Annotated in this window: 12 protein-coding genes and 2 pseudogenes; 7 read left to right on the plus strand and 7 right to left on the minus strand. The window is 61.6% G+C overall.

The window, feature by feature from the left end; genetic code table 11:
• Position 1 precedes the first annotated feature (1 nt).
• Positions 2-1387: an iron-containing redox enzyme family protein gene (locus BZ163_RS08335; protein WP_128870543.1), complete on the minus strand. Its 1386-nt coding sequence runs from the start codon at positions 1385-1387 to the stop codon at positions 2-4.
• A 193-nt stretch (positions 1388-1580) separates the two neighbouring features.
• Here BZ163_RS08335 and BZ163_RS08340 point away from each other — a divergent pair, with 193 nt between their 5' ends.
• The gene (locus BZ163_RS08340; RefSeq protein ID WP_128870544.1) at positions 1581-2033 is read left to right on the plus strand and encodes a cupin domain-containing protein; all 453 of its coding nucleotides are present in this window, start codon (positions 1581-1583) and stop codon (positions 2031-2033) included.
• Positions 2034-2171: 138 nt separating this feature from the next.
• Here the strand turns inward: BZ163_RS08340 and BZ163_RS08345 are convergent, their stop codons facing one another.
• Complete coding sequence (locus BZ163_RS08345) at positions 2172-2900, minus strand: tellurite resistance TerB family protein (RefSeq protein ID WP_128870545.1); 729 nt, start codon at positions 2898-2900, stop codon at positions 2172-2174.
• A gap of 106 nt (positions 2901-3006) precedes the next feature.
• Positions 3007-3744, minus strand: a complete 738-nt coding sequence (locus tag BZ163_RS08350; protein ID WP_128870546.1) for a GntR family transcriptional regulator — start codon at positions 3742-3744, stop codon at positions 3007-3009.
• Between the two features lie 117 nt (positions 3745-3861).
• On the opposite strand from BZ163_RS08350, the gene BZ163_RS08355 reads away from it, so the two are divergent.
• The 4 genes from BZ163_RS08355 (at position 3862) to BZ163_RS08370 (ending at position 7905) form a co-directional block, all read left to right on the plus strand.
• Positions 3862-5217, plus strand: a complete 1356-nt coding sequence (locus BZ163_RS08355) for an adenylosuccinate lyase family protein (RefSeq protein ID WP_128870547.1) — start codon at positions 3862-3864, stop codon at positions 5215-5217.
• Positions 5218-5289: 72 nt separating this feature from the next.
• Positions 5290-6591, plus strand: a complete 1302-nt coding sequence (gene dctA / locus BZ163_RS08360; RefSeq protein WP_128870548.1) for a C4-dicarboxylate transporter DctA — start codon at positions 5290-5292, stop codon at positions 6589-6591.
• Between the two features lie 198 nt (positions 6592-6789).
• Positions 6790-7512 carry a phosphatidylcholine synthase gene (gene pcsA, locus BZ163_RS08365; RefSeq protein WP_128870554.1) on the plus strand — a complete coding sequence of 241 codons (723 nt, stop codon included), beginning with the start codon at positions 6790-6792 and terminating at the stop codon, positions 7510-7512.
• Between the two features lie 6 nt (positions 7513-7518).
• Positions 7519-7905, plus strand: a complete 387-nt coding sequence (locus BZ163_RS08370; RefSeq protein WP_128870549.1) for a DUF488 domain-containing protein — start codon at positions 7519-7521, stop codon at positions 7903-7905.
• Between the two features lie 155 nt (positions 7906-8060).
• On the opposite strand, the gene BZ163_RS08375 is transcribed toward BZ163_RS08370, so the two are convergent.
• Complete coding sequence (locus BZ163_RS08375; protein ID WP_128870550.1) at positions 8061-9134, minus strand: NAD(P)-dependent alcohol dehydrogenase; 1074 nt, start codon at positions 9132-9134, stop codon at positions 8061-8063.
• A gap of 201 nt (positions 9135-9335) precedes the next feature.
• Here BZ163_RS08375 and BZ163_RS08380 point away from each other — a divergent pair, with 201 nt between their 5' ends.
• Entirely contained in the window at positions 9336-10262 is a 927-nt protein-coding gene (locus tag BZ163_RS08380) for a universal stress protein (RefSeq protein ID WP_128870551.1), read from the plus strand.
• Positions 10263-10389: 127 nt separating this feature from the next.
• On the opposite strand, the gene BZ163_RS08385 is transcribed toward BZ163_RS08380, so the two are convergent.
• A complete protein-coding gene (locus BZ163_RS08385; RefSeq protein ID WP_128870552.1) occupies positions 10390-11202 on the minus strand; it encodes a class I SAM-dependent methyltransferase in 813 nt (270 codons plus the stop codon).
• A gap of 51 nt (positions 11203-11253) precedes the next feature.
• The gene (locus tag BZ163_RS08390; protein WP_128870553.1) at positions 11254-11523 is read right to left on the minus strand and encodes a DUF4242 domain-containing protein; all 270 of its coding nucleotides are present in this window, start codon (positions 11521-11523) and stop codon (positions 11254-11256) included.
• 197 nt (positions 11524-11720) lie between these two features.
• Here BZ163_RS08390 and BZ163_RS08395 point away from each other — a divergent pair.
• Positions 11721-12712, plus strand: a pseudogene (locus BZ163_RS08395) (AraC family transcriptional regulator).
• Between the two features lie 8 nt (positions 12713-12720).
• Here BZ163_RS08395 and BZ163_RS08400 read toward each other — a convergent pair.
• A pseudogene (locus tag BZ163_RS08400) lies at positions 12721-13949 on the minus strand (cytochrome c biogenesis protein DipZ).
• Positions 13950-14079: the final 130 nt, after the last annotated feature.

The raw sequence follows: 14079 nt of genomic DNA on the forward strand, positions 1-14079 counted from the left end.
CCTATCGAAGGCTGGATTTGAGTTCGATGAAACGTCGGGTGGCCATCAGGCCAGCCGGGTGGGAGTGCCGGTGGGCCGACAGCCATGGGATCAGCACCGGCATCTGCTCGTGGGCGGCAAGCCCCTCCAGCGCGGCTTGCAGGCTCGCGACATCCGGGTCATTGCCGGGCACCAGCGGCTCGGCCGAGGCACCAGTGCCCCGTCGAACCGATGCCGGCGAATGCTCCGGTCTCCAGTTTCCGCCGATCCAGTCATGCAGCAACTGTTTTTCATAGGGGCTGAACACCCCGAACATGGCCGCGCCGTCACCGTCGATCAATTGCCAGAAGCGGCTGGCCTGCGGATCCTGGTGACGCTTGATCCAGCCCTTGTTTTCCAGTGCCGCGAGGAAGCCGGGCAACTGCTCGGACGCCGACAGCCATTGGTTGACGGTCTTGCCTTCGAAGCGACAGTAATCCGAATGCATGTGCTGGCCGAACGGACGTTTACGTTCGAGCATGTTCAGCACTTCGCCGTACAGGTCGAAGGACTCGATAATCGCGCGGCTGCCCTGCCCCAGATCATTAAGCCGGTAACCCAATGCGACCCGGCGCAAAAACGCCTCGCGATCACCTTCGATCGGCAGCAATTGCAACACCGACTGCACCGCCTTGTGCGCATGGCCGGTGCTGGCATTGTCGATGGTCACGTGCAGGGTGAAGTAATACGGATCGATGCCCAGTTCGCTGAGCTCATAAGCACTGATCAGCAGGTGCAGCGGCAGCACCTCGTAGCCGAGGTTATAGCCGATCACCTCGGGCAGAAACCCATCGCTGCATTCACCCAGCGCCAACTGCACCGCGCCTTGCAGGTAATACTGGTCAGCGATCACGCCGCTGTCCTGCAAGCCATGCTCGGCGAGCAATTTACGGTAGATCACCACATGATTCTGCGCCGGATTGCCCTCGCCCAGCTCCTCCAGGTAAGTGCAGATCAAGCCCTCGAAGCGGGGGTCGCGCCAGTGCCGCAACAGGCCGGACAGCCAGGCGCCGTCCACCAGTTTGGTCGGGGCAACCGCCTGCAGAAAAAACAGCGCGTGCGCCTTGCTGGAAAAGAACTGCCGAGGCCCGCCCTCTTTGCGCTGTTGCAGGTAGTCGGCGTATTGGCGGGCGACGTCGATGCAGTGTTGTTCGACGAAGTTTTGCAGTGCCGACAGGTCCCCAGGCATGTCCTCGGGCAAATCCGCCGCTTGCTGAAGTTGCGTGGCGAGAAAGCGCTGGGCGAGCTCGCGACGTTGCATGGCATCGTCGTTGAGCAACAGCTGTTCGTAGATCTGCTTCATGCTGCCAGCGCTGGAAATCGCGTGTTCGTGGGCAGGCTTGGATTCAAGTCGTGTCAGGGCAGTCATGGCGCAATCTCTCGGTCTGAGGCCAGTGGCAGGACGCTGGATCAGTACGTCTCTACATCAGCAGAGCGACCGCGGCGCAGAAAAATTCCATCGGCGTTGAAAGAGCCCGGACAGACGGCTGCCGGTGCGGCACTTGGCTTGCACTGGAGTGAATATACTCAACGGGTGTGGACCCATCCTTTGGAGAGCAATCATGCGCACGGTTCATGTCATCGAGGCGGATAACATCCCCAGGCCGGTCAACGTCGTGGGTGAGGCAATCACGATTCTCGCCGGCGGGGATCTGTCCAAACCCTTTGAAGTGCATATCCAGCAAGGCGTGCAAGGCGGAGGGCCGCCGCCGCACTTTCATCCCTGGGATGAGGCCTTCTATGTCATCGACGGGCAGGTGGAAGTGACGGTCGATGGTAAATCCAACAGGGTGTCGAGCGGTGGTTATGTGCATATCCCTGCGGGGACCATCCACGCCTACAAGAACCTCAGCAGCACGGCGAAAATCATCGGCGTGGTGTCCGATCCGCGGGGCGGGCAGTTTTTTGCGGCGATGGATCAGCTCAAGGTGCCGGAGGATCTACCGCGGATTTTTGAGGTGGCCGAGCGTTATGGGGTAACGTTTCTGGTGCCGGAACCATCTGCAGCTGTGTAGGGGACGGCAGGAAAACCGCGTTATCGTTCTTCGCGAGCAGGCTCGCTCCCACATGGGACCGCGTTCGAATTGTGGGAGCGAGACCGGCTTGCCGGCGAAGGCGGCCTGGCAGCCAACCAAGCGTTCAAGGATGCGCCTTCAGGCGACGCCACCCTTGGCCTGTTGCTCCAGATGCACCTGCAAATCCGGATCAATACCCAGCGCCGCAGCCAGTTCATCCAGGTAACTGCGCTCGGCGTCCTGCTGATCGTCCACCAGCATCACACTGGCCAGATACATTTCCGCCGCCATGCCCGGATCCGTGGCCGACTGCGCCACATCGGCGGCATCCTGCGGCCGCGCGACTTCATCGTCCAGCCATTGCTGCAACTGCGGATCATCGGTGTGACGACCGATCTCGGTGCTGATCATCTGTTTCTCGGCATCATCGATCCGGCCATCGGCCTTGGCCGCCGCAATCAATGCCCGCAGGATCGCGTGACTGTGGTCTTCGACTTCCGGGCCAGACAGCAGGTCTACAGTGCGCGGAGCCTGTTGCGGTGCCGCGGCCTGGCTGCGTTGCCAGGCCTGATACGCTTGAAATGCCATCATTCCCAGCGACGCCAGCGCGGCGTAGTTGGTGCCGCCACCGGATCGCGACCGGGTCGTACCGCCCAAGGACGAGCCGCCGCCCAGCAAACCACCGAGCAAGCCACCCAGCCCACCGCCGCCGGCGCTGGAACCGGTGCCACCGCCCAACAGGCCGCCGAGCAACCCGCCGAGGTCGCCAAGCCCGCCCTGGGCCGAAGCACTACGGCCGCCCTGCTGCGGCGTCGAACTCTGGCCGGCACCGCGCAGTAGTTGTTCGAGCAGATCGCTGGTGTTCATGACGGCATCCTCTTTGTTGGAGTGATCCAGTCAGGCAACGATAGTCCTCGCAGGCAAATGTGCCACCACCGTTTGGCTGACACGAACCCCGGTTGCAAACCCGACGCTAAGCCGAAGTTCGTTCCCTTTTCATCTGCGTGACCAAGGTAAATCGATCCTCGGGATGGACCGTTTCCGACACAACCATTAACGCACCCTCCTCATCCCGGTACTGGCGAATGATGTTCAACCCGGGAGAGCCGGCTTCGGCATTCAGGCTCTTGGCAATCTCGGGTGTCAGCAGGACCGCTCGGACCTGCTGATCCACCACATCGATATGCCGACCGTAGTGTTGCTCGATCAGCGCGGCAATCAGCTCGTCCGGATGTTGCTCGGCCAACTCGATCACCTCTGAATAGAGGTCCTGGGCGTAAACGTCGGTCCAGCACAGCGGTGCGCGCAGGTTTTCCTGGTCGACCCTAATGCTCGACACGCAAAAATAATGCTCGCCGGGCTCCAGCCCCAGTCGTTTGGCCAAGGCAATGTCGGCCACAAAGTGATGCACGCTCTGGATGCTGCGGACCTGGGTTTCGGCCAGATGAACCAGGTCAGACACCGAGGCCAAAGATTGCGAATAGCCGCCCTTGGGTGAGGACGCTTCAACGCGGGTACCGACCCTTTTGCGCCGGGAAACCAGGCCTTGATTCTGCAGTTGAGTAATGGCCGCGCGCACCGTGTGTCGGCTCACTTCATAGAGTTCGCACAGTTCGAACTCGGTGGGCAACAGCGACCCGACCGGGTAGCGCCCGCTGGAAATCCCCTCCAACAAGTCTTTTGCAACGACCGCATAGCGCGTCTGGTTCATACCTTTCATCAGTCCCGAGGATTTACCGAGTTGACAGTGTATCAGCGAGCACGTAAGAATTATGTACGGACATATTAAATATGTCCGATCAATAACAAACATATTCGGGAATACCTCATGTCCAGCACCGTCTTCGACTCCGCCCTCTTCCGCGACATGTTCGGCACTGCCGAGATGCGTGGCGTGTTTTCCGACCAAGCCCTGATCGAACGCTACATCGAAGTGGAAGTGGCCCTGGCCCGGGCCGAAGCGCGTTGCGGCGTGATTCCTGCCGCCGCTGCCGAGCAGATCGCAGCACTCGCGACCTACGCCTCGCTCGACATGGTGCTGATGCAGCACGAAACTGAAATCGTCGGCTACCCGATTCTGCCGCTGGTGGAACAACTGTCGAAAACCTGTGGTGAAGCCGGTCGCTATGTCCATTGGGGTGCCACCACCCAGGACATCATGGACACCGCCGTGGTGCTGCAGGTCCGCGCGGCGCTGGCGATCGTCGAGCGCGACATCCAGGCCGTCCGAGGTCTGCTCGCTGACCTGGCCCAGCGCTACCGCGATACACCGATGGCCGGCCGCACTCACCTGCAGCACGCACTGCCGATCACCTTCGGCTACAAATGCGCGGTCTGGCTGAGCATGTTCGACCGTCATGCCGAACGCCTGGTGGAGTTGCGCCCACGGGTGGAAGTCGGCCAGTTCGCCGGTGCGGCGGGCACGCTGGCTTCGTTGGGTGACAAAGGCCTGGAAGTCCAGGAAGCCTTGATGGCCGAGCTCGGACTGGGCATACCGCAAGCCACTTGGCATGTCGCCCGGGACGGTCTTGCCGAAACCCTGAACTTCCTCGGACTGGTCACCGGTTCCCTGGGCAAAATCGCATTGGATGTGATGATGATGATGACCAGCGAGTTGGGCGAAGTGTACGAACCCTTCGTCAAGGGTCGGGGGGCCAGCAGCACCATGCCGCAGAAACGCAATCCGATTTCCTGCGAATTGATGTACGCCGCGGCCAAAGGTGTACGCCAGCACGCGGGCTTGATGCTCGACGCCATGATCCAGGACTTCGAGCGTTCGACCGGCCCATGGCAGGCCGAGTGGATCGCCATTCCGGAAGCCTTCGCGTTGAGTGCCGCGTCCCTCGGTCAGGCAAAGTTCATGCTCGCCGGGCTGGAAGTGCGCACCGAACGCATGCGCAAAAACCTCGACATGACCCAGGGCCTGATCGTCGCTGAAGCTGTGATGATGGGGCTCGCGCCGGCACTGGGCCGTCAGGTGGCCCATGACGTGGTCTATGCCGCCTGCCGCACGGCCAACGACGAAGGCACCAGCCTGCTCGACGCCTTGCTCGCTCAAGGCGAAGCCACGGCGCAACTGGATATCGAGGAGCTCAAGCGCCTGACCGATCCGGCCAATTACCTGGGACTGGCCCCGCAGATGGTCGATATCGCCCTGGCACGAGAGGGTTCAGTCAAGCGCTGATCCTCAAGGGGCTCGCCATGATCGAGCCCCCTCTGCCCGCCACTCGCCAATAACAACAACGAGATCGCAGACATGACCACCCTCAACAAGAAACCCTTCTACAAGGATCTGACGTTTCAGGTTATCGCCGCCATGGTGCTGGGGATTGCCTTCGGCTTCCTGGCCCCGGAGCTGGCTGCCAAGTTCAAGATCCTCGGCGATATCTTTCTCAAGCTGATCAAGACTGCCGTCGCGCCCCTGGTGTTTTTCACCGTGGTCCATGGCATCGCCTCGGCGGGTGATATCAAGCGGGTCGGCAAAGTCGGTTTACGCGCGCTGATCTACTTCGAAGTAGTGTCCACCATCGCGCTGGCTCTCGGACTGCTATGGGGCAATTTGTTGAACATCGGGTCCGGCATGCACGACGCACACCCCAGCAGTGCCACTGCCGCAGCGGCCAGCTCCGCCGTTGCCAAGGGCCATGCGCCGGCGTCAACCATGGACTTCATCTACGGGATTTTCCCGGACAACTTCGTCGGCGCGTTCGCGGGCGGTCAATTGCTGCAAGTGCTGGTGATCTCGGTGCTGTTTGGCTTCGCCCTGCTCGCGCTGAAACCCGAGCGTCGCAGTGTCATTGAAGACGGGCTGAGCCGCATCTCCGAGTGCTTCTTCGAGTTCATCAACCTGATCATGAAGTTCGCCCCGCTCGGTGCCTTTGGTTCCGTGGCCTATGCCGTAGGCGCCAATGGCACTGCCGTGCTGATGTCCTTGGCCAACCTGGTGCTGATGTTCTATGTCTGTATTGCGTTCTTCATCTTCGTGGTATTGGGCGTGGTTTGCCGATTGTCAGGGTTCAGCCTGTGGCGGTTCCTGAAGTACATCAAGGATGAGATTTTCATCGTCCTGGGCACAGCTTCCTCGGAAAGCGCCCTGCCACGACTGCTGCAAAAGCTCGAAAAATTCGGTTGCTCCAAGCAGAGCGTCGGGCTGGTATTGCCGACCGGCTATGCCTTCAACCTCGATGGCACCTCGATCTACATGTCGCTGTGCGTGCTATTCATCGCCAACGCCTATGGGGTGCCGATGAGCTGGGAGCAACAGCTGGGCACCATCGCCATCATGCTGGTGACGTCCAAAGGTGCAGCAGCGGTGTCCGGTGGCAGCTTCGTGGTGTTTGCCGCTACGGTAACCGCCATCGGGGTGCTACCTGTCGAGGGCCTGGCTTTACTGTTTGGCGTCTACCGCTTCATGTCCATGGCCATTGCGACTTGCAACACAATCGGCAATAGCGTGGCAACGGTGGTAGTGTCCAAATGGTCGGGAGAGTTTACCGAGCAGACCGCCAAAGCCGAATACAGCCGGGTGTTTGGTCGCAATCCGGAGGCAGCCCTTTAGTCCGCAGACAGACGGCCTCCGGTTCCAACCCGTACCCCGGATTTATCCGGGGTATATTCGTGTGGCGCAGCTAAGATTCATGAGTGGTGAACCTTATTCCCGGATTCCCGGTCGATACCTGCAACCCGACCAGGTTTGCCGCCGCCCCCGATAGAGTGGGTGATGACCGGCTTGCTGCACTTTCTGGAGAACGCCCCCGTGATTTCGACTCTACACATCGCCAGGCTCAAAGCATGGGGCGCCCATGGTTTTACCGCCACGGGCGTAGTCACCGCCTTCCTCGCGACCCTCGCGCTGCTGGAAAACCAACCCGCCAACTGCCTGCTGTGGCTGGGCGTCGCGCTGATCGTCGACGGGCTGGACGGCGCGCTGGCGCGCAAGGTCAATGTCCAGTCGGTACTGCCGAGCTTCGACGGCTCGGTCCTCGACCTGGTGATCGACTACCTGACGTATGTGTTTATCCCGGCGCTGTTCATCTATCGCTACATCCCGTTGCCGGACTACACGCTGCTGTTGACCGTGTCGCTGATCCTGGTCTCGTCGCTGTTCTGCTTCTGCAACGTCAACATGAAAAGCAAGGACAACTACTTCCAGGGCTTCCCCGCCGCCTGGAACGTGGTCGCCCTCTGCCTGTACATCATTGCCCCATCACCGTGGATCACCCTGCTCACCGTCATCGGCCTGGCGCTGCTGACCGTGACCCGGATGAAGTTCCTGCACCCGTTCCGCGTGCGCCGGTTCATGCCGATCAACATCGCGGTGACGGCCATCTGGCTGTTGTGCAGTTTGTCGCTGGTGGTCAATCACCCGGTGATCAACCCGCTGGTGATGGGTCTTTGGCTGCTGATGTCGGCTTATTTCCTGGGGATCTGCATCTGGCGCACGGCGATGGAATGGTTTGACACCTCGCGGCACAGGTAGGCCGCCATGCCCATTCATATCGTCCGGCTCGGCACCCCGCGCCTGCCCGATGAAGGCCTGCGGATAGGCACGGTACGCCGCCCGCCCCGGGGCGTGCCAAAGGCTGAGTTTGCCAGCCGGGATTTTTATGATGTGTGGCAGCCGCTGCTGTCGCCCAGTGCGGAACTGGTCGCACAAGCCAAAGCCGCCGAGGACGAAAAGGCCTGGGAGGCGTTTCGGCGCAAGTTCAAGGCTGAAATGAACCACCCGGCGCCAAGCCAATTGCTGGATCTGTTGGCCGCCCTCTCCCATCAAACCTCGCTGGCTGTCGGCTGTTATTGCGAGGAAGAGGCGCACTGCCATCGCTCCGTATTGCGCGAACTGCTGAAAGCCCGCGGCGCCAAGGTCGTTTAGCTACCACAACCCCCAAAAATCCCCCTGTAGGCGCTGGCTTGTCGGATCGCCGCACCGCAGCGAAGGCGGCGGCACATTCAACATTGATGTGACTGACAGATCGTCTTCGCTGGCAAGCCAGCTCCTACAGGGGGTTTGCGTTGGATTGGACGGCTTCAGGGTGTTATCGCCACCTTCATCACCCCATCCCGCTGATGCGCAAACAGCTCATAGGCCGCTTCAATATCGTCGAGCTTGAACCTGTGCGTCACCAGCGGCGACAGGTCGACCCCGCCACTTTCCACCACCGCCATCAGCCGTCGCATCCGCTCCTTGCCACCGGGGCACAGGGTGCTGACGATGCTCAGATCCCCCAGGCCCGCGGCAAAGGCATCAAGCGGGATACGCAGGTCGCTGGAGTAAACCCCCAGGCTGGATAAACGGCCACCCGGGCGCAGCACCCGCAGCGCTGACTCGAAAGTACCCTGGGTGCCCAGCGCTTCGATGGACACGTCAACGCCACGACCATCGGTCAGGGCCATGATCTGCGCGACCACGTCGCCGTCCTTGAAGTTGATCACATGGGTCGCGCCCAACTGTCGCGCTACGCTCATCCGCTCGGGCACGGCGTCGACGCCAATGATGGTGGTCGCCCCTTTGAGACGCGCACCGGCCACGGCACAGAGGCCGATTGGCCCGAGAGCGAAAACCGCAACGGTATCGCCGATGCTGACCTCGCCCCGCTCCGCGCCGGAAAAACCGGTGGACATGATGTCCGGGCACATCAGCACCTGTTCGTCGCGCAGGCCGTCGGGAATCGGGCACAGGTTGGCCAGCGCATCCGGCACCAGCACGTATTCGGCCTGACAGCCATCAATGGTATTGCCGAACTTCCAGCCGCCGGCTGCCTTGAAGCCGTGGCGGGTGTCCGCGCCATCCTGTGAGCCGCAGCCACAGAGGCAGGCATAACTTTGCCCGCTGGGGGTGATGGCGCCGGCAATCACCCTTTGCCCCTCGACAAAGCCACGCACCTGAGAACCGAGCCGCTCGATGATGCCCACCGGTTCGTGACCAATGGTCAGCCCTTTGGCCACGGGGTACTCACCCCGCAGGATGTGCACGTCGGTGCCGCAGATAGTGGTGGTGGTGATGCGGATCAGCGCGTCCAGCGGCCCGACTTCGGGGATCGGCTTGTCGTCGAGCACGATGCGGTTTTTCTCAACGAATATCGCGGCTTTCATGGTTGCCATGGCAATTCTCCCAAGTGTGCGCGTGCACATGAGTTCAGCACGAACCGCAGCCTGCGCCAGGTTGACGGACGGGAGGTTGATCATGGTCAATACTTAGGGATTGAATGGCTATGAAATGACTGCACATCGGGTGGCAAGGTCGCAACCCCTGGTCGTTACAGCGGTGCCGCCACCTGCTCGTCAACCCACGGGAGGTTTGTCATGTCTGAGCAATCACGATTCATGCTGGTCGCCTCGCCCCTGATGGAACACAGCCCCGCCTTCGACCGCGCCGCGGCGTTGGCCAAGGCCGAAGATGCGGCGTTGCACATCGTCGCTTTCGATTATCTGGAGGGGCTGGCGACTGCCAGTCTGGTCAACGAAAAGGCTTTGGAGCAGATGCGCCTGGGCTACGTCGATCGCCATCGGCAGTGGCTGGAGGAACAGGCCCGGCCCTTGCGCAAGATCGGTGTGCACGTCACCACCGAGGTGGCTTGGGTCGAAAGCCCGCTGAAGGAAATCCTGCTGCACCTCAAGGAGCAGCCGATGGACGTGCTGATCAAGGCGCTGGAGCATGAATCACTGTGGTCTCGGCTGATGTTCACCCCGCTCGATGTGCATTTGCTGCGTGAGTGTCCGGTACCTTTACACTTCGTCAGCCACGCGGTGCACGCTTTGCCACGCAAGATCGTCGCCGCGGTCGATCCCTTCCATCGCGACGATCACTACAAGACCTTCAACGATCGGATCCTGCATGAGGCGGCGAAACTGGCCAGCGCCTGCAACGCCGAGCTCGACGTGGTGTATGCCTACGATCTGTCCTCGATCAGTGCGGACGAGTTCGGCTTCGACAACGGGTCGGCGTTTTTCTCGTCGGGCAAGGCCAAGACCCTGTACGACTACCAGGAAGACGCCTTCCACGAACTGGCCGAGCGCAACGGCATCTCGCCGGAACAGCGGCACATGATCATGGGCAGTCCGGGCAAGGTTCTGATCCGCTTTGCCGAGGCCTATGACACCGACGTGATTGTCATGGGGCGGGTCGGCCATCGCGGGCTGGGCCGGCTGATCGGCAGCACGGTGGAGCACCTGCTGTACAAGATGCCGTGCAGTGTGTGGGTGGTGTATACCGAGCGGCTGGATGAATAGTTGCGACGCACACGGCCCCTGTAGGAGCTGGCTTGCCAGCGAAAACGGCGGCACATCCAACATTGATGTGACTGAAAGATCGCTTTCGCTGGCAAGCCAGCTCCTACATTGTCCGTGTTAACCAGGTTCAACGCCTTGTGATGACCACCTCGAGGTACTCACTCGGCACCACCAGCGACTTGTCTCCCGCCCGGTTCAAGCGGTTCAGCAACTCGGTCATGTCAGCTTCAAAGGCCTGTGCACCTTCGGGGGGCAGTGCCGCGAACGCCTTGTGGACCGGGCCGTACCAGGTGCGGAACGTGTCGATGAAATGCGCGGCCGAGCGGTAGCGGAAGTTGAAATGCTTGCGCGTGACCTGCAGCAGAAAGTCGCGCTCATCGAAGTGCGAGTGCAGCCAGGCCTCGGTGCCCCAGTTCGAAGGCGGTTGCGCCCCCGGTGGCGGCGGCAGATGCCGGCCCAGGGTCTTGAACATCTGGCCGACGAAGCCTTCGGGCGTCCAGTTGGCCAGGCCGATCCGGCCGCCAGGACGACAGACCCGCGCCAGTTCCGCGGCGGCCTTGGCCTGGTCCGGCGTAAACATCACACCGAAGGTCGACAGTACGGCGTCGAAACTGGCATCGTCGAAAGGCAACGCCTCGGCATCGGCCACCTGGAATGTCACTTCCAGGCGCTCTGCCCTGGACCGGTCTTCGCCGCGTTCGAGCAGCGCGGCCACGTAGTCGGTGGAGGTGACATGGCAACCACGGCGTGCGGCGGCCAGCGTCGCATTGCCATTGCCGGCGGCCACGTCGAGCACGCGTTCGTCGCAGAGCAGGTCGCAGGCTTCGGCCAATTCCTCGCCGACGATCTGCAACGTGGTACCGATCACGGCATAGTCGCCGCTGGCCCAGGAGGCCATCTGACGGTTTTTCAGGGCAGTAAGATCAATGGGTGTACTCATGGAGACTGTCTCTGGCGGGTTGGAACAATGGACCGGCAACGGGGCGCTCGATTACTCCGCCGTCGTGGGGTCGATGATGTTCATGACCTGGGATACGCTGTTGGCGGGGAAACCACCCTGCCTGGCATGCTCCCGGATGAGCTCCTCATTCGGCGCGATGTACACACAGTAGATTTTGTCGCCGGTGACGTAACTCTGCAGCCATTGTACTTCCGGCAGATCGCGCAAGACCCTGCAGGACTTTTGCGAGATGGCTTTCAGATCCCGTTCTGACAGTGTTCCAGCGCCTGGAATCTCGCGTTCTATGACGAACTTCGGCATGGCAACCTCTCATTCTTATTATTGATGACAGGGTCGGCTGACCCTGTGTGCCAACTATCGCGCCGGGGAACGGCGGCGTCCTGCCCGATCGTCGGCCAACCCTGTCCGATCGTCCGGAGATTTCACCTTCTGCCGCCACGGGCTCACAATCAAGCTCACCCTTGAAAAGCTGCCCCCGAACACAGGGGAAAACCATCATGGACGCCCTGTCCCAGACCCTGCGCGTCGTCCGCCTGGTCGGCGCGATCTTCATCATGCCAGGTTCACCGCACCCTGGTGCTACCAGTCGCCCAGCGCCGACACCGCGGCGCCCTTCCTGGAGCCTGGCGCCGAACGGGTGGTGATCTTTCACTTGATCACCGAAGGCGAGTGTTACGTCGAGCTGGGTGCTGATCCGCCCCTTCTGCTGACGGCGGGCGACGTGGTGGTGTTTCCCCAGGGAGACGCCCATCGCATGAGTTCCAGGCCGGGACTTACGCCCGCCACCGGCTCCCGACTGGATGTGGTGCTGGCGCGCCGACCCCGGCAGTTGAGTTATGGCGGAGGTGGTGCGGTCACGCGCCTGGTGTGCGGCTATCTGGCGTGCGACACACGGCTGGCGGGCATGCTGCTGACCGGGTTGCCGCCCATAGTGAGGGTCAACGTACGTGGTTCGAATGCCGGGATCTGGCTGGAATCCTCGGTGCGTTACGCGCTGGCCGAAGCCCGCTCGCCCCGCGCTGGCGGCGAAGGTGTCCTGGCCAAGCTGGCCGAGGTTTTGTTCATCGAGGTGTTGCGCCTGTACATGCACGAACAGGGCGAAGGCCGGACCGGTTGGCTGGCGGGCGTGAACGACCGGATCGTCGGCGCCGCCCTGAATGCGCTGCACAATAAATCCTGTCATGCCTGGACGCTGGAAGAGCTGGCGCGCACCGCCGGCACCTCAAGATCGGTGTTGGCGGAGCGCTTTCAGCTACTGGTAGGGATTTCGCCGATGCAGTACCTGACGCAGTGGCGGATGTTGCTGGCGGCGAACCTGTTACGCAGCAGCAACAGTTCATTGATGCGGATTGCCGAAGAAGTGGGTTACCAGACCGACACGGCGTTCAGCCGGGCATTCCGTCGTGAGTTCGGGGCGCCCCCGGCGGCGTGGCGGCGCAGTCAGGAGAAAAAACCAATGGCCCACGGCGCGCAGCCTGTGAGCCATTGAATCAAGCTTCAAGCAGCTGGAGCGAGGGTTTTGGCGTCGGCCTTGGCCTCTTCCAGCAACTGCTGGATCATTTTCTCCTGGGTCTCATAGCGACCCTCACCGAAGTGGGTGAAACGTACCTGGCCCTTGGCGTCGATCAGGTAGTGAGCGGGCCAGTACTGGTTGTCGAAGTTGCGCCAGATCGCATAGTTGTTGTCGATCGCCACCGGGTAGGTGATGCCGAGCTTCTTCACCTGATCCTTGACGTTGGCGATGATGCGTTCAAAGCCGTATTCGGGGGTATGGACGCCGATCACCACCAGGCCGTCCTTCTCGTACTTCTTCGCCCAGTCCTTCACGTACGGCAGGGTGTGCTGGCAGTTGATGCAGTCGTAGGTCCAGAAATCCACCAGCACCACTTTGCCTTTCAGCGACTCGTTGGTCAGTGCTGGCGAGTTGAGCCATTCGACCGCGCCGGAGAGCGATGGCATGGCACCTTTGGCGTTATCCATAGACGAGTCGGCCTTGACCTTGCTGACGAAGTAATCGACCACTTTCGGTACGGTTTCCAGCACTCCTTGCTCGAGGCTGCCGAGGCCTTCGGACGAGGTGCCGGCCAGCAATGTCTTGTCGGCACCGGTGGAGATCACCGCCGCGGCGGCCAGCACGGCCACACCGGCACCCCGACGCAGCCAGCCGGTGACCGGGATCGACGCTTTCAAGCGATTGACCAGGCCGCGACCGGCGAAGATCAGGGTGCCCAGGGACAACGCGCTGCCCAGGCCGTACGCCACCAGCAACAGACTGGTCTGGGCATTGGCGCCTTGCAGCATGGCGCCGGTGAGGATGACGCCGAGGATCGGGCCGGCGCACGCGCCCACAGCAGGCCGGTGGCGACGCCGATCATCACCGAGCTCAGCGGGCCGGACATCCTGCGGGTCTCAGGGTCGATACGATTGCCGAGCAGCACGAATGGACGCGCCAGCCAACCGCCGATGCGCGCGGAAATCAGCGACAGGGCAAACAGCACCATCACGATCAGGGCCACGTGCCGGCCGGTGTCGTTGGCTTGCACCACCCACTCGCTGCTGACCACCGCCAGGCTGGAGATCAGGGCGAAGGTCAGGACCATGCCGCCGAGGGTGAGCAGAATCGAGGACCGGGTGCGGTCGACCCCGGCGAACAGGAACGGCACGACCGGCAGGATGCAGGGACTGAGAACGGTCAATATGCCGCCCAGGAACGCGATGAGTAACATGGGATCACCTTGAAAATACGAGGATGGCGATTCACACACATCCCCCCTGTAGGAGCTGGCTTGCCAGCGAAAGCGATCTGTCAGTCAACATCCATGTTGAATGTGCCGCCGTCTTCGCCGCAAAGCTGGC

Origin of the sequence: Pseudomonas sp. VI4.1, assembly GCF_002029345.1 — a bacterium.
Lineage (GTDB): Bacteria > Pseudomonadota > Gammaproteobacteria > Pseudomonadales > Pseudomonadaceae > Aquipseudomonas.

Excerpts from the sequence above, each read along its gene's own strand:
- BZ163_RS08345 (WP_128870545.1), bottom strand. The coding sequence starts at position 2,900 with ATGAACACCAGCGATCTGCTCGAACAACTACTGCGCGGTGCCGGCCAG.
- BZ163_RS08335 (WP_128870543.1), bottom strand. The coding sequence starts at position 1,387 with ATGACTGCCCTGACACGACTTGAATCCAAGCCTGCCCACGAACACGCG.
- BZ163_RS08385 (WP_128870552.1), bottom strand. The coding sequence starts at position 11,202 with ATGAGTACACCCATTGATCTTACTGCCCTGAAAAACCGTCAGATGGCC.
- BZ163_RS08380 (WP_128870551.1), top strand. The coding sequence starts at position 9,336 with ATGTCTGAGCAATCACGATTCATGCTGGTCGCCTCGCCCCTGATGGAA.
- BZ163_RS08350 (WP_128870546.1), bottom strand. The coding sequence starts at position 3,744 with ATGAACCAGACGCGCTATGCGGTCGTTGCAAAAGACTTGTTGGAGGGG.
- dctA (WP_128870548.1), top strand. The coding sequence starts at position 5,290 with ATGACCACCCTCAACAAGAAACCCTTCTACAAGGATCTGACGTTTCAG.
- BZ163_RS08375 (WP_128870550.1), bottom strand. The coding sequence starts at position 9,134 with ATGGCAACCATGAAAGCCGCGATATTCGTTGAGAAAAACCGCATCGTG.
- BZ163_RS08340 (WP_128870544.1), top strand. The coding sequence starts at position 1,581 with ATGCGCACGGTTCATGTCATCGAGGCGGATAACATCCCCAGGCCGGTC.
- BZ163_RS08355 (WP_128870547.1), top strand. The coding sequence starts at position 3,862 with ATGTCCAGCACCGTCTTCGACTCCGCCCTCTTCCGCGACATGTTCGGC.
- BZ163_RS08390 (WP_128870553.1), bottom strand. The coding sequence starts at position 11,523 with ATGCCGAAGTTCGTCATAGAACGCGAGATTCCAGGCGCTGGAACACTG.
- BZ163_RS08370 (WP_128870549.1), top strand. The coding sequence starts at position 7,519 with ATGCCCATTCATATCGTCCGGCTCGGCACCCCGCGCCTGCCCGATGAA.